Consider the following 14,146-nt stretch of genomic DNA (forward strand, 5'->3'; position numbering starts at 1 on the left):
GGACGACCGGCTACCCTTGTGGGCTGTGACCGACGCGCGCGACCAGCTCATCCAGTTCATCACGGACGAAGCGGTGTTCCACGGAGACTTCACCCTCACCAGCGGGAAGAAGGCGACGTACTACATCGACCTCCGCAAGGTGAGCCTGGACCACCGTGTCGCCCCGCTCATCGGTCAGGTGATGACCGACCTCATCGGCCAGGTGCCGGACGTCGCCGCCGTGGGCGGACTGACCATGGGCGCCGACCCCATCGCGAGCGCCGTGCTGCACCAGGCCGCCGCCCGCGGACTCGCCTACGACGCATTCGTCGTGCGCAAGGAGCCGAAGGACCACGGCCGCGGCAAGCAGGTCGAGGGGCCGGACCTCGCCGGCAAGCGCGTGATCGTGCTCGAGGACACCTCGACGACGGGCGGCTCGCCGCTCAAGGCCGCCGAGGCACTCGAGCGCGAGGGCGCGATCATCGCCGCCGTGGCCGTCGTCGTCGACCGCGACACCGGCGCGAAGGAGAAGATCGAGGCTGCCGGGTACCCGTACTTCGCGGCGATCGGGCTGGCTGATCTGGGGCTGAGCGCGTGACCGAGGAGCGTCCGGACGACGCGCACGAGCCCGACCAGACCGCCGGTCCCGCAGACGGGGACGACGGACTGGAGGCACGGCGCGACTCCGCCCCGGACGCTCCGTTCCACGGTCTCCGCAGTGCCGCCGACATCTTCGGTGCGCCGCGGGGCGCGGACGACTGGCCCTCGCGCCGTGAGCGGCGCGAGGCGGAGAAGACCGCGCGCGAGACCGGCGCACCCCTGCCGGACCCGTTCGAGCCGGTGGTGTCCGACGAGCCCGTGACCCCCGCGTCGTCCGCCTCGCCCGCCTCGCCCGCGTCGTCCGCGTCGTCCGCGTCGTCCGCCGAGGACGACTCCACGCAGGCGATCTCGATGCCCGAGCAGCTCGAGGCACCGTCCGAGAACCCCCAGGCCGACGCCGAGGCCGAGCGGGCCACGCTCTCCGACCGGATCCCCGCAGCGGCCCCGGTCCCGCCGTCGTCGACCGCTCCGCACCCGTCGTCGATCAGCCTGCCGACCGCCCAGTCCCACCGCGACCAGCGTGCGGCCGAGAACCGTGCGATCGACGAGGAGCGGCGCCGCACCGACCCGTTCGGCGCCGGACGCGAGGACGTCGACTGGCTCGGTCGGGCCACGGGCTCGCAGCCGGCCGACGCGCCCGCTGCCCCTGCGTTCCCCGTCGTGCCGCAGCCGGTCGGCGTGGAGAACGTCCTGCCGGCCACCGACGAACCGCCGAGCTTCACGGAGCTGCTCCGCATCGCCGACGGCGAGGGCGAGGGCACCGGCGGGCAGGAGCGCCCGTTCGACTGGGCGATCCGCGACGACGAGGCCGGCGAGGTGCCGGCGACCCTGACCACGAACGCGTTCGACACGACGGCGCTGGCCGGTGGCTCGTGGAGCCTGGCGGACGACTCGGACGACTCGGACGACCCGGACGACTCGGACGACGACGTCGTCGCGGGTGCGCTGCCGACCCCGGTCGGCGGGACGCCCGTCGTCGAGCCGACCACGGCGGTGGAGCCCGGGCACCTCGACGGCGCGACGGAGGCGCCGGAGGACGAGCCGCGCCTCCAGGCCGACGAACCGACCACGGCGCTGCCGGTCGCCGGCGGCCCGTGGTGGGCCGAGCCGGACGGCACCGTGCCGCCGACGGCTGCCCCGCCGCTGGTCGAACCGGCCGCGTCCGAGGCGGAGCCGAGCGCGTACCCCGCGCACCTGCCTCCGGCGGTCGGGCAGGACCTCGACGCCGTGATGGGCATCCGCGGTCACGAGCCGGCGCCGCAGCGCGACGAGCCGGCACCGCTCCCGGCCGCCGCGCCGGACGACCTCGACCAGTCCGAGTGGGACGGTCGCGAGACCAGCGACACGAGTGCGATCAAGGACCTCTTCGGGACCGAGGCGGTCGGGCAGCTCGGTGGGACGGGGTACGACCCGCACGACACCGGAACGCGCATGATGCCGGCCGTCGGTGCCACGCCGGCGCACGCACCCGCGCCCGAGCGCACGCCCGTGCCACCCGTGGCGCCGGTGCCGTCGGCCTCCGCGGGCGGGGGTGACCGCGACAACTTCATCAACGAGGGCTTCGCGAAGCTCCGGAACGAGGGACAGCGCGGGAAGCGGCTGCTCATCTGGGGTTCGGTCGCGCTCATCGTCGTGCTGCTCGTCGCCGTGTTCGCGCTGACGCGGTGGATCCTCGGCAACTCGATCGAGGAGCGCACGCCAGCGCCGACGTCGACCTCGGCGGCCTCGGCGGCGGCGACCCCGAAGGAGACGCCGTCCGCCGCAGCGTCGCAGCCCTCGTCGGCATCGACCTCGCTCGAGACGCTGCAGTTCGCGACGACGCCGGCGACCCCCGGCGAGCACGCGTGGACCGACCTCGCCGGCGGGGAGTGCCTGTCGCCGTTCACGAACGCGTGGGCCCAGACCTACACGGTCGTCGACTGCCAGACGCCGCACGTCGCCCAGCTCACCGCGCGGCTGCCCGTCTCGGCGAACCAGTGGCCCGGGCCGGACGCGCTCGCGGCCCAGGCGGCCGAGCAGTGCCAGACCTCGGCGGCGTTGAACGCCTCGGCCGCGGCGGCGTACGGGGACGTGCAGGTGCAGGGGTCCTACGCGCCCGACCAGGCGACGTGGGACCAGGGGGACACGTTCATCTCGTGCTTCGTCACCCGGTCGTCGGGCGAAACCATGACGGGGTCGGTCGCGCCGAGCGCGTGAGGGGTCGGGCCGGGCGGACCCGGAACGACATCACCGAGGTCGTACGACGTCGATGATGTCGTCCCGGGTCGACCGCGCCGGTGTCAGGCCGCGGCCGACACCTTCCCCGACACGTCGGAGAGGGTCCGCAGCTCGTCGGCGCTGAGCTCCAGCTCCGCCGACGCCAGCAGTGCCGGCAGCTGCTCGGTGTTGCGTGCGCTGGCGATCGGCGCGACGACGTCCGGCTGCGCCTGCAGCCACGCGAGGGCGACCGTCGCGACCTCGGTGCCGCGGTCCTGGGCGATCGTGGCGAGCGCGTCGACCACCGCGAGTCCCGCCTCGTTGAAGTAGCCGGAGACCTGGCCCTCGCGGTCCTTGCCGGCGAAGTCCTCCTTCGTGCGGTACTTGCCGGTGAGGAAGCCCGCGGCGAGCGAGAAGTACGGCACGACCCCGAGGTGCTCGGTGGCGGCCAGGGGAGCGATGTCCGACTCGTACGGCTCGCGGGTGACCAGGTTGTAGTGCGGCTGGATCGCGACGGGCAGGGCGAGGTCGTTCTCCCGCGCGATGCGGATCCACTCCGCCGCACGCTCCTTCGAGTAGTTCGAGATGGCCGTGTACCGGACGAGACCATCGCGCACGAGCTGGTCGAACGCGCGCACGGTCTCCTCGAGCGGGGTCGACTCGTCGTCGAAGTGCGCGTAGTACAGGTCGATCCGGTCGGTGCCGAGGCGCTCGAGGCTCGCGCGTGCGGCCGCGGCGACGTTCGTGGCGGAGAGGCCCTGGAACTGCGGGTGCTGGGAGACCTTCGTGGCGATGACGACGTCGTCGCGCTTGCCGGACTTCGCGAACCACGAGCCGATGACCTGCTCGGACTCGCCGCCGGAGTTCCCGGGGGCCCAGGCGGAGTAGACGTCCGCGGTGTCGACGAAGTCGCCGCCGGCCGCGGTGTAGGCGTCGAGCACCTGGTGGGAGGTCTGCTCGTCGGCCGTCCAACCGAAGACGTTGCCGCCGAGGGCGAGGGGGAACACCGTGAGGTCACTGGTACCGATGCGGGGCATGGGGATCCTTTCGTGGTCGTGTCGAACGAACCCGCCCACGCTATGCCTCGACCCTTGGCGGGCGGTCTCCGGACGTCACGCAGGACGGTGCGCTTGCATGGGGCCATGTCCGCGCTCACCACCGCACTCGCCGACCCGCGCTCGTCCGTCCGCCTCCGCGCCGTCATGGCAGCGGGGACGCACCCGGACCCGGCGGACCTCGACGTGCTGGTGGAGCAGTGCGCCGTCGAGCCGGACTTCTTCGTCCGCGACATGCTCACGTGGGCGCTCATCCGGCTCCCCGCCGACGCGGTCGTCCGTCGGGTGCTGCCCGAGCTCGACCGACCGCTGCCGCAGGCCCGGAGCCAGGCGCTGCACACGCTCTCGAAGATCGGCGACCCCGCGGTCTGGCCGTCGGTGCGGCCCCTGCTGCGGGACTCCGACGTCGGGGTCCTCCGAGCAGCCTGGCGCACCGCGGCCGCACTCGTCCCGGACGCCGAGCGGGACGCCCTCGCCCGGACGCTCGCGGAGCACCTCGGCCGTGGCGACCAGGAGACCCGGCTCAGTCTGTCCCGCGCCCTGGTCGCACTCGGCGAGGACGCGGTGCGACCGGTCCTCGACGACGCCTCGGCGCGCGGTGCGGACGACGTCCGTGCGCACGTGGCCGAGGTCGACCGCCTGCTCCGCGACCCGGACGCCGCGAGTGCCCTCGCCGTCGAGCGCGCCCGCCGCGAGGTCGCCCTCGGCCGTACCCGATCCGCGAAGGGGTAGCGCGCGCGGGGCGCGGCGTCGCGCGCGGCGCCGCGTCGTTTCGTGAGCAGAAACGGTCGAGTTGGCGGGGGCGACCCGACCATTTCTGCGCACGAAACGCGGTGGGCGCGACCCGATGACGGACGGGAGGCGCGGGGCGGGGCCGCCCCGCGCCTCCAGGCCGTTCCGGGGCGGGTCGGGGAACACCGGGATTCGGGATGCCGAACAGGCCCGATCGGCTTGCGCACGCGGATCGGAGCGCGCCAAGGTGGGTGGCGAAGGGGAGTAGCTCCCAGCGCGTGCATCGACACACTGGCCATCACGACGATCGGCCCGGTGCACGTGGCCCTCGAGGCGAGCGAGACCTTCGGCCGTTCCGCCATGGCCGAAGCCGCTCGAGTGTGTGCAGCGTCATGGCTCGACCACGAGGACCACCATGACCGACACCCTGTCTCCTGCTCCGACGCCCGGCGTCGTGGCGTCCCGGATGGGCGCCAGCGCCTGGGGCCGCATCGCGATCTGCATCGCCATCGCCCTGCCCGCCGTCGTCTTCCGGATCGGCGGGTTCGCGCCGAACCCCGTCGTCGACCTGCTCGTCTTCGGCGGTGCCGTCGTCGCCGCCTCGTTCCTGCTCGCCTGGGCTGCCGAGGCCGCGCAGAAGGACATCGCCGGCGCCCTCGCGATCGCGATCCTCGCCCTGATCGCCGTGCTGCCCGAGTACGCGGTCGACCTGTACTACGCGTTCCGCTCCGGGTACGACCCCTCGTACGAGCAGTTCGCCGCGGCCAACATGACCGGCTCGAACCGGCTGCTGCTCGGGTTCGGGTGGCCTCTCGTCGTGATCATCTCGCTGCTCGTGGCGCGCCGGTTCGTCCGGACCGGGTCGCTCCCCGCCTCGGCCACCCGGGTGCTCGAGCTCGAACGGTCGTCGCGACTCGACATCGGGTTCCTGGCGCTCCTGGCCCTCGTCGCGTTCCTCATCCCGCTGATGGGCTCGATCCCGATGTGGTTCGGGTTCGTGCTGCTCGCCGCGTTCGTCTGGTACCTCTGGCGGGCGTCGAAGGTCGAGGACGGCGACGACGACGAGGAGGAGATGGTCGGCATGGCGGGCAACATCGCCTCGATGCCGCAGCGTGGGCGTCGCTGGACGATCGTGGCGCTGTTCGTCGTCGCCGCGGCCGTGATCCTGTCCTCGGCGGAGCCGTTCGCGGACGCGCTCGTGCAGTCCGGCAGCGCGCTCGGGATCGACAGCTACTTCCTCGTGCAGTGGCTCGCGCCGCTCGCCACGGAGGCGCCGGAGTTCATCGTCGCCGCGCTCTTCGCGCTGCGGGGGATGGGTGGGGCGGCGATCGGCACGCTCATCGCGTCGAAGGTCAACCAGTGGTCGCTGCTCGTCGGGTCGCTGCCGATCGCGCACGTGCTCGGCGGTGGCACCTCGGGCGGGCTGCCGCTCGACGGTCGGCAGGTCGAGGAGTTCATGCTGACCGCGTCGCAGACCGTGCTCGGCGTGGCGATCATCATCGCGCTGCGGTTCCACCGGTGGTCGGCGATCGGGCTCGCGGCGCTGTTCGCGGTGCAGTTCTTCGTGACGGACACGAACGGGCGGTGGTTGCTCAGCATCGTGCACCTCGTGGCGGCGGTCGTGGTGTTCTGGATCAACCGGCGGGAGATCCTGCCGACGGTCACGGCGCCGTTCCGCCGGGCGTCGTCCCCCGTGTTGCGGGGCTGACGCGCGGGCGCGCGGGCGGCCGGCGCGCGGCGCGTGCGGGGCCGGCGCGGGGGTGCGCCGAGTGGGCGGGATGTGTCACGCTCGGCGCCGCCAGGCGGCGCGTCGTGCCCGGTCGGCGGCGGTGGATTCCGCCCGCTGGGACGGGAGGCGCGGTGCGGGCTGGCACCGCGCCTCCCGTCCGTCCGGTGGGTGCGTTCCCACGAGCGGGCGCGACATGCCGTCGGCCGCGCGCCGAGTGGGCAGAAAACGTCTCGCTCGGCGTCGCCGGGCGGCACGTTGTGCCCGCTCGGCGGACGTGAGCGGCATGTCGTGCGACCGCGGTGCGGCGCAGCTGCGAGCGGCGCGGCCGCGAGCGGCGCGGCCGCGAGCGGCGCGACGGGCGCGGGGCGTCAGTCGGCGTCGGGGGCGAGCCAGATCGCGGACGCCGCCGCCGCGGGCAGGTCCACGAGGGACTCCGACCCGTCCGACGACCGCCGGGACACCGCGATGACGCCCGCGTAGTCCCGCACCTGCTCCACCCGCAGGTGCGTCCCGAGCCCGACCCCGAGCTCGTCGAAGTACCGCAGCAGCGAGGGGTCGTCGTCGGACACCCGGTCGACGGTGCCGCACGCCCCGGGCTCGATGGCCCCGAGCAGGGTCCCGGGGGAGTCCGGCACGGTGCCGTCCGCGCGGGGGATCGGGTCGCCGTGCGGGTCGTGCGTCGGGTGCCCGAGGTCGGCGTCGACCCGGTCGAGGAAGGTCTCCGACACCGCGTGCTCGAGCGCCTCGGCCTCGGTGTGGACCTCGTCCCACGAGTACCCCAGCCGCTGCACGAGGAACGTCTCGATCAGCCGGTGCCGCCGGACCATCGCCACGGCGACCTGCTGGCCGAGCGGGGTGAGCACGACGCCGTAGTACGGGGTGTGCTCGATGAGGCCGTCGCGGTCGAGCTTCCGGAGGTTGCCCGAGACCGTCGACGCGGACACCTTGAGCGCCGCGGCGATGTCGCGGGTGGCCAGACCCGTTCCGCCGCGCTCACTCGCCTTCCAGACGAGCTTCACGTAGTCCTCCGCCATCGTGGACAGGGAGGGCAAGCGCATGCCCCAATGGTACAAACGGCAGGTGACCGCCGCCGACCCCTCCCGTCGCCGCCGCCGCTGGCCCGTTCCGCCGTCGCTGCTCGTCGGCCTCGCGCCGCTCGTGGTGTTCGCGGCCGTGAGCGCCTGGCGGGCCCGGCCGAGCGACGACTACCCGACCCTCGGACAGACGGTGGACAGCGTCGTCCGGTCGCTCGTCGTCCCGGAGGGCATCGCCGCCGTCGCACTCTGCCTCGTCGTGACCGGGCTCGGCTGGTGGCGCATCGCGACCGTCGACCCGACGCGCACGCGCCTGCGGTGGACGATGGTGGCGCCGATCCTCATCGTGGTCGTGTGCATCGTGCGGCTGCCGCTCGTGGACTGGTCGGCGCTGCCGGTCCGCTACTTCCTGCTGCTCGCCGTGGGGGTGCTGCTCGTCGGGGTCTTCGAGGAGCTGATGACCCGCGGCGTCCTGCTCGTGGGGCTCCGGCGGCGCCTGCCCGAGTTCGGCGTGTGGATCGCGTCGTGCGCGCTGTTCGGGGTGCTGCACCTGCTCAACGCCCTCGCCGGGGCCGGTCTCGGGGTGACGCTCGTGCAGGTCGTGTTCGCGGCGTCGTTCGGTTCGACGCTCTACGTCGCGCGTCGGCTGACCGGGAACCTGCTGCTGCCGGGGCTGCTGCACGCGTTCTGGGACTTCGGGGCGATCGGCCTCTCGGCGACGACGGACGTGCAGGACCCGTCGAAGCTCGCCGTCGTCGGCGTGATCGGGCTGCTGTCCTTCGCGGTCCTCGCGTTCGGGGTCGTCGCCGGCGGGGTGATCGCGTGGCGGGACGACCGGCCGCGCCGCCTGCGGCGCCGGTGGCGGACCGTGCCGCCCATGGGGGCGTACGCGGTGCTGGGCGACGAGCCGCGCCTCCCGTCCGCCGTGTCTTGACGACGGACGGACGGGAGGCGCGGGGCTGCGAGTGCGCACAGGCTGCGGTCCGGTTCACCTCGGCTTGGTGCACCGTTCCCCGCTCGGCAACCACCCGTCCTTAGCGTTCGGCGCATGCACAGATCAGCACTCCGCGGGGTGACCGTCGCCGCCGTCGCGACCGCCCTCGTCGTCGGCTCGCCCCTCGTCGCCACCGCGGCGGGGTACCCGAGCGACACCGCCAAGCCCGACCTCGTCTCCCTGCTGAGCGGGTACGACCACTACTGGAAGTCGAGCGGGACGAACGACCTGCACGGCACCGTGCTCGATGCCGGGACGCTGGCGGAGAACGACCGGCTGACCTCGTGGATCAACCAGCACGCCACGAAGGCGCAGCAGCTGAAGGCGCTGCAGGACTCCGAGTACCAGAACGCCACGAACACCGCCTACGACCAGTCGATGACGGTGTCGCAGGGGCTCGGTCCGGCACTCGAGAAGATCTACGTCGAGGGTCGGAACGCCGGGAAGCTGCCGCTGACCTCGGCGGTGGTGAACTCCTCGAACGGCACGAGCGGCGCGTACGTCAGCACGGGTGACGCGAAGGCGCACTACAGCTACCCGCGGCCGTACCTGCCGGCGAGCAGCACCGCGACGCTGCCCGCGACCGACGACCAGACCGGCTGCGCCCCGGCGAAGGTGAACGCGTCGTCGCTCGCCGCGAACCGCGCCGGCAGGGCCTGGGCATCGGCGGACGGGACGCTCGACATCACGCGGGTGCCGGTCGCCACGGACACGTCGCACGAGTTCTCGCCGAACGACGTCGTGCTCGACCCCGGGTACGGCACCGCCGGCATCTGCACGGGCGGCTCGTACCCGAGCGGCCACACCACCACGGCGTACCAGGCGGGCATCACCCTCGCCACGCTCGTGCCGGAGCTGGCGCCGGAGCTGCTCGCCCGCGCTTCCGAGGCCGGCAACGACCGCATCGTGCTCGGCGTCCACTACCCGCTCGACATCATGGGCGGGCGCATCGACGGCGAAGCGGCACTCGCGGCCCGCTGGTCGGACACCCAGTACCGCACCGAGGTCCTCGAGCCGGCGCGGAAGGAACTCGTCTCGTACCTCGAGCAGCAGTGCGGCGACACGCTCGCGAACTGCATCGCCCACTCGACGGCGTACTCGGACGACCCGTACGGCGGGGCCGCGATCCCCGGTGGCACCGCCCAGGTGGTCACCGACCGCGCCTCGGCCGCGGCGGTCTACCGCGAGCGGATGACCTACGGCTTCGCGGCGACCGGCACCACCGGGCTCGCCCCCTCGGTGCCGACCGGTGCGTCGAACCTGCTCCTCACCGCGTTCCCGACCCTGACCGACGCGCAGCGCACCGCCGTGCTCGCCCAGACCGAGATCGCGTCGGGCTACCCGCTCGACCAGTCCGATTCGGCCGCGGGCTCGTGGGAGCGCCTCGACCTCGCCGCCGCCACGAGCGCCACGGTCGCGGTGTCGGCCGACGGCTCCGCGAAGGTCCTCTCGACCGGCGGCACCGCTCGCGTCGTGACCGGCGTCCTCACGGCGCCGAAGGGCACCTCGGTCGCTGCCGGAGGGTCGCTCGCGCTGGCCGGCACCGGGTTCACCCCGGGGGCCTCGGTCCGGGTCGTCCTGCACTCCACCCCGGTCACGGTGGGCACGCTCACCGTCGCGGCGGACGGCACGGTGTCCGGCAGCGTCACCATCCCGGCCGGCACGGCCACGGGAGCGCACACGATCGACGTGGTCGACGCCTCCGGCGCCTCGGCGCTCGTCGCACCGCTCGCGATCACGGTGACCCCGGCCGCTGCCGGGTCGGGCACGGGCACCGGTGGCACGGGAGCCGGCAGCGGCGGCACCGGCACCGTCGCCGACCCGGGGACGGGCATCCACCTGCCGGTCGTCTCCGGCTGATCGCGGGCCGGCCGGCGTCCGTCGCGTGCGGCGGCGCCGGCCGCCTTCCCGTTCCCGTCACCCCTGGAGCACCCCCCATGCGCACACGCACCCTCTGGACCGCGACCGGCGTCGCTGCCGCGGTCGTCCTCGCCGGGGCGGTCGCCGTCCCGTTGCTCGGGTCCACCCCGGTCGCCTCGGCGCCCGTCCCGTCGGCGTCGGCGACGCGGTCCCACGTCACCCCGGCCGTGCCGCACGTCGGGGCCGCCGCGCTCGCCGCCCTGCCGGAGGCGCAGTACTCGGCGGTCATCGGCGGGCTCATGCCGTTCGACCGGACCATCACCTCGGACACCGTGTTCCGGCTCCGGGCCGACGCACCCCTGTTCGGCGCGGCGCGGACCACACCGGTCGCGCGGTTCGCCGCCTCCGACTTCCTCCGGCAGCCCACCACGGTCGTCGGGGTCGAGCGCGACGGGGACTGGGAGCGTGTCCTCACCCCGGCGCGCCAGGAGCTGCCCTCGGCCGCCGACGGATCGGCGGCGGCGCAGACCTCGGCGTGGGTACCGGTGGCGTCGCTCCGGGAGGTGTCGACCCCGACCTCCCGCGTCGTCATCTCGACGACGGACCAGTCCGTGTCGATCGTCTCGTCGGACGGCGGGGCCGTGCAGCGGTTCCGCGCCGGGGTCGGCACGGCGGACACCCCGACGCCGACCGGGGTCACCGGCTACCTCGAGCAGCGGTACGTCGACCCCGCGCAGGGGACCGGCGACCACCCGATCCAGCTGACCTCGCTGCACTCGAGCGCGGCCGACGAGCCGTACGGCGGGCACGACGGCGGGCTGATCGGGCTGCACTGGAACGCGACGACCTCGGGTGCGGTGTCGCACGGCTGCGTGCGGCTCGACGCCGAGGCGGTGGCGGCGGTGGACGCCCTGCCGCTCGGCACCCTCGTCACGGTCGAGTAGGGCGCCGAGCGGCGGCGATCAGCCGGTGGCGCCGCCGATGATCGCCGGACGCTCGAACGGGTCCGCGGTGACGAACGTGACCGCCTGTGCGCGGAACTGGTCGACCCCCGCCGTCGGCAGCCTGACGAAGTCCGTCCACGTGTCGCCCGCGGCGACGAACCGCGAGGCCTGCTGCTCGTCCACGATCACGTGGTCGTCGGGCGTGCCCGAGAACGCCGTCGCGTCGACGACGACGGTGCGGGCCTCGGTGCACTCGATCGTCCAGTGGACCCAGCCCTTCAGGTGGTCGGCGACCATCGTCGTCGTCGAACAGCCGGGGGCTGACGGGTCCCGAGGTCCGGGCGCCGAGGCGGACGCGGCGGTGGGCAGTGCAGCGACCGAGAGGCCGAGCGCCATCGTGCCGACCGCGGCGACCGAGAGGATTCGCTTCATCGTGGAACTCCAATCTGATGTTTCAGGAGTTCCGAGTCTGGTGGCGGCGACGCGGTCGAGCAACCAGGTGGCAACGCGTTGCCGCGCCCGATGAGCGGCGGCGATCACGGGGCTCGGTTCAGGGCTTGCGGCCGACGGCGAAGACCCGCCGGAACGGGTACACCGTGCCGTGCGCCCCCGCCGGGTACGCCGACCGCAGCGCCGCCGCGTACTCCGCCTCGTACGCCCCGGTCAGGGCGCCGGACGGGTCCGCGGCGTCCAGCGCCTGCAGCGCCGGCCGGAGCCCGGTCCCGCGCACCCAGTCGAGCACCGGGTCGACGCCCGGCAGGAGCTGGGCGTAGGTGGTCTCCCACGCGCGGGCTTCGAACCCGGCGTCGAGCATGATGCCGAGGTAGCCCGCCGGGTCGAGCACCGGGTCCTCGCGGAGGACACCGGCCAACGCCGGCGCCCACGGCCCGGAGGCGGCGACGGACCGCATGAGCGCGTGCGACGGCGACCCGAAGTTGCCCGGCACCTGCATCGCGAACCACGACCCGGACGGCATCGCGTCGAGCCACCGCGGCAACAGGGACACGTGCGACGGCACCCACTGGAGCGCCGCGTTCGTCACGACGACGTCGTCCGTGGGGCCGGGTGTCCAGTCCTCGATCGAGCCCAGCTCGAACGACAACCCGGGGCCGGTCGGCGCCGACGCCAGCATCTGCGCCGAGCTGTCGATCCCGACCACCGACGCGGAAGGCCACCGCGCTGCCAACGTGGCGGTGAGGGTCCCGGGGCCGCAGCCGAGGTCGACGACGCGACGTGGCGCCTCCTGGCCCGCACCCGCCGGCCACGCGATCTGCGCGACGAGGTCGTGGAAGGGCCGCGCGCGGTCGTCCGCGAAGGCGGCGTACCGCGACGGGTCCCAGCGCATCGCTACAGCTCCACCTCGAAGGGTTCGGTGCGGACGAGCTCGTGGACGCCGGAGATGACCTCGCTCGGGCGGAAGGGGTAGCGGTCGATCTCGGCCTGGTCGCTGATGCCGGTCATGACGAGGACGGTGTGGAGTCCTGCTTCGATGCCGGCCTGCACGTCGGTGTCCATCCGGTCGCCGATCATGCCGGTGTTCTCGGAGTGGGCGCCGATCCGGTTCATCGCCGAGCGGAACATCATCGGGTTCGGCTTGCCGACCACGTACGGCTGCTTGCCGGTGGCCTTCTCGATCATCGCGGCGATGGCGCCGGTCGCCGGGAGGACCCCCTCGGCCGACGGGCCCGTCGCGTCGGGGTTCGTGACGATGAAGCGGGCACCGTCGCGGATGAGGCGCACGGCCTTGGTGATCGCCTCGAACGAGTAGTTGCGGGTCTCACCGACGACGACGTAGTCGGGGGCGGTCTCGGTCATGATGAAGCCGGCCTCGTGCAGGGCCGTGGTCATGCCGGCCTCGCCGATGACGAACGCGGAGCCGCCGGGCATCTGGGACTTGCAGAAGTCGGCGGTGGCGAGGGCGCTCGTCCAGATGCGCTCCTCGGGGACGTGGATGCCGGACCAGCGGAGCCGGGCGCTGAGGTCACGCGGGGTGAAGATCGAGTTGTTGGTCAGGACGAGGAACTCCGTGCCCTCGTCGAGCCACTGCTGGATCAGTTCCGGCGCCCCGGGGAGCGCCTGGTTCTCGTGCACGAGCACGCCGTCCATGTCGGTCAGCCAGCACTCGACCTCGTCGCGGGTTGCCATGCCCCTCACCCTAGTGCGCGCCCGTGACGGCCCGGCTCGGCGTCGGCTCGGAGAAGGCCGGGAGGCACGGATCGGCTCTTGCGCGCCGGTCGCGGACCCGAGATGGTCGAGACACCGAATGCCGGTCGGCTTTGCCCTAGGCTTTTCGGGACACGTACTGGAAGAAGGAGGACGCCCCGTGCTCGTCGAACCCGGAACCCCGCCCGTCGCACCCCGGCCCCTCACGGCGCCGGAGCAGGCCGAGGCGACTCCGCGACGGCGCCGTGGCCGCCCCAACGTCCTCAGCCGCGAGCAGGTGATCGACGCCGCGACGGCCATCGCGAACGAGGACGGCCTCGACCGGCTGTCCTTCCGCGCGCTCGGCGTCCGGCTCGGCGTCGCACCGATGACCGTGCACCGGACGATCGGCGGCCTGGACGACCTGCACGCCGAGCTCGTCCGCCGCACGGTCGACGAGTTCACCGCGACGTTCGTCTGGCCGGACGAGTGGCACGCGGTCGTCCGGACATTCGCCACGACCTTCCGCGACCTCATGCTGACCCACCCCCTCGTGCTCGAGTCGCACAGCCGCCGCGGGGCCCTGGTGTCGACGGAGTCCGACGCCGTCGTGGCGAAGGTCGTCGGTGCGCTCCGGTCGGCCGGCCTGCCCGACGCCGAGGCGATGTACGCGTTCTTCGTCGTGTACGACTTCGTGGTCGGGCACACCGGCGTGCAGGTCGGCCGGGGCTCGGCCGCGGCAGGTCGTCCGGAGCGGCACGAGCTCGTGGCGGAGATCCTCGGTTCGCACTCGTACGAGGACCGGTTCGCGCTGGGGCTCGACGTCCTCATCGCGGGGATCGAGTCCCGGATCCGGTGACCGGCGACCCCGCCGTACGCTT

Annotated in this window: 13 protein-coding genes; 8 read left to right on the forward strand and 5 right to left on the reverse strand. The window is 73.6% G+C overall.

Annotation, left to right across the window (positions count from 1 at the left end):
• The first annotated feature begins 25 nt into the window (after positions 1-25).
• Both pyrE and JSX79_RS18615 read left to right on the forward strand, forming a co-directional pair.
• Positions 26-577 (forward strand): orotate phosphoribosyltransferase, encoded by a 552-nt coding sequence (gene pyrE, locus JSX79_RS05335; RefSeq protein WP_022905654.1) that lies wholly within the window; start codon positions 26-28, stop codon positions 575-577.
• Positions 574-2,775, forward strand: a complete 2,202-nt coding sequence (locus JSX79_RS18615) for a septum formation family protein (protein WP_229085376.1) — start codon at positions 574-576, stop codon at positions 2,773-2,775. Before pyrE ends, JSX79_RS18615 begins: the two co-directional genes overlap by 4 nt.
• Before the next feature lie 83 nt (positions 2,776-2,858).
• On the opposite strand, the gene JSX79_RS05345 is transcribed toward JSX79_RS18615, so the two are convergent.
• Positions 2,859-3,812, reverse strand: coding sequence for an aldo/keto reductase (locus JSX79_RS05345; RefSeq protein WP_229085377.1), 954 nt, complete (start codon positions 3,810-3,812; stop codon positions 2,859-2,861).
• 105 nt (positions 3,813-3,917) lie between these two features.
• Between JSX79_RS05345 and JSX79_RS05350 the strand changes: the two genes are divergently transcribed.
• Together JSX79_RS05350 and JSX79_RS05355 are read left to right on the forward strand one after the other, a co-directional pair.
• Positions 3,918-4,562, forward strand: a complete 645-nt coding sequence (locus tag JSX79_RS05350; RefSeq protein ID WP_229085378.1) for a HEAT repeat domain-containing protein — start codon at positions 3,918-3,920, stop codon at positions 4,560-4,562.
• A 415-nt stretch (positions 4,563-4,977) separates the two neighbouring features.
• Positions 4,978-6,270: a sodium:proton exchanger gene (locus JSX79_RS05355; protein WP_229085379.1), complete on the forward strand. Its 1,293-nt coding sequence runs from the start codon at positions 4,978-4,980 to the stop codon at positions 6,268-6,270.
• Between the two features lie 389 nt (positions 6,271-6,659).
• Here JSX79_RS05355 and JSX79_RS05360 read toward each other — a convergent pair whose 3' ends face one another.
• Positions 6,660-7,349 (reverse strand): metal-dependent transcriptional regulator, encoded by a 690-nt coding sequence (locus JSX79_RS05360; protein WP_071294437.1) that lies wholly within the window; start codon positions 7,347-7,349, stop codon positions 6,660-6,662.
• A 22-nt stretch (positions 7,350-7,371) separates the two neighbouring features.
• Here JSX79_RS05360 and JSX79_RS05365 point away from each other — a divergent pair, with 22 nt between their 5' ends.
• From JSX79_RS05365 to JSX79_RS05375, 3 genes are all read left to right on the forward strand, one after another.
• Positions 7,372-8,259, forward strand: coding sequence for a CPBP family intramembrane glutamic endopeptidase (locus tag JSX79_RS05365; protein ID WP_229085380.1), 888 nt, complete (start codon positions 7,372-7,374; stop codon positions 8,257-8,259).
• A gap of 114 nt (positions 8,260-8,373) precedes the next feature.
• Complete coding sequence (locus JSX79_RS05370; RefSeq protein WP_229085381.1) at positions 8,374-10,179, forward strand: phosphatase PAP2 family protein; 1,806 nt, start codon at positions 8,374-8,376, stop codon at positions 10,177-10,179.
• 77 nt (positions 10,180-10,256) lie between these two features.
• Complete coding sequence (locus JSX79_RS05375; RefSeq protein WP_229085382.1) at positions 10,257-11,123, forward strand: L,D-transpeptidase; 867 nt, start codon at positions 10,257-10,259, stop codon at positions 11,121-11,123.
• A gap of 18 nt (positions 11,124-11,141) precedes the next feature.
• On the opposite strand, the gene JSX79_RS05380 is transcribed toward JSX79_RS05375, so the two are convergent.
• The 3 genes from JSX79_RS05380 to JSX79_RS05390 all read right to left on the reverse strand — a co-directional run bounded on the left by JSX79_RS05380 (position 11,142) and on the right by JSX79_RS05390 (position 13,268).
• A complete protein-coding gene (locus JSX79_RS05380) occupies positions 11,142-11,555 on the reverse strand; it encodes a hypothetical protein (RefSeq protein WP_229085383.1) in 414 nt (137 codons plus the stop codon).
• Between the two features lie 118 nt (positions 11,556-11,673).
• Positions 11,674-12,468 carry a methyltransferase domain-containing protein gene (locus JSX79_RS05385; RefSeq protein ID WP_229085384.1) on the reverse strand — a complete coding sequence of 265 codons (795 nt, stop codon included), beginning with the start codon at positions 12,466-12,468 and terminating at the stop codon, positions 11,674-11,676.
• A 2-nt stretch (positions 12,469-12,470) separates the two neighbouring features.
• Positions 12,471-13,268: an HAD-IIA family hydrolase gene (locus JSX79_RS05390; RefSeq protein ID WP_070417042.1), complete on the reverse strand. Its 798-nt coding sequence runs from the start codon at positions 13,266-13,268 to the stop codon at positions 12,471-12,473.
• 178 nt (positions 13,269-13,446) lie between these two features.
• On the opposite strand from JSX79_RS05390, the gene JSX79_RS05395 reads away from it, so the two are divergent.
• Positions 13,447-14,124 carry a TetR/AcrR family transcriptional regulator C-terminal domain-containing protein gene (locus JSX79_RS05395; protein WP_229085385.1) on the forward strand — a complete coding sequence of 226 codons (678 nt, stop codon included), beginning with the start codon at positions 13,447-13,449 and terminating at the stop codon, positions 14,122-14,124.
• Positions 14,125-14,146 lie beyond the last annotated feature (22 nt).

The sequence above is a fragment of the Curtobacterium sp. GD1 genome (assembly GCF_020882855.1).
In the GTDB taxonomy this organism is placed as follows: Bacteria; Actinomycetota; Actinomycetes; order Actinomycetales; family Microbacteriaceae; genus Curtobacterium.

Coding starts and splice junctions, on each gene's coding strand:
- JSX79_RS05360 (WP_071294437.1), bottom strand. CDS start 7,349: ATGCGCTTGCCCTCCCTGTCCACGATGGCGGAGGACTACGTGAAGCTC.
- JSX79_RS05355 (WP_229085379.1), top strand. CDS start 4,978: ATGACCGACACCCTGTCTCCTGCTCCGACGCCCGGCGTCGTGGCGTCC.
- JSX79_RS05375 (WP_229085382.1), top strand. CDS start 10,257: ATGCGCACACGCACCCTCTGGACCGCGACCGGCGTCGCTGCCGCGGTC.
- JSX79_RS05380 (WP_229085383.1), bottom strand. CDS start 11,555: ATGAAGCGAATCCTCTCGGTCGCCGCGGTCGGCACGATGGCGCTCGGC.
- JSX79_RS05345 (WP_229085377.1), bottom strand. CDS start 3,812: ATGCCCCGCATCGGTACCAGTGACCTCACGGTGTTCCCCCTCGCCCTC.
- JSX79_RS05350 (WP_229085378.1), top strand. CDS start 3,918: ATGTCCGCGCTCACCACCGCACTCGCCGACCCGCGCTCGTCCGTCCGC.
- JSX79_RS05385 (WP_229085384.1), bottom strand. CDS start 12,468: ATGCGCTGGGACCCGTCGCGGTACGCCGCCTTCGCGGACGACCGCGCG.
- JSX79_RS05370 (WP_229085381.1), top strand. CDS start 8,374: ATGCACAGATCAGCACTCCGCGGGGTGACCGTCGCCGCCGTCGCGACC.
- JSX79_RS05390 (WP_070417042.1), bottom strand. CDS start 13,268: ATGGCAACCCGCGACGAGGTCGAGTGCTGGCTGACCGACATGGACGGC.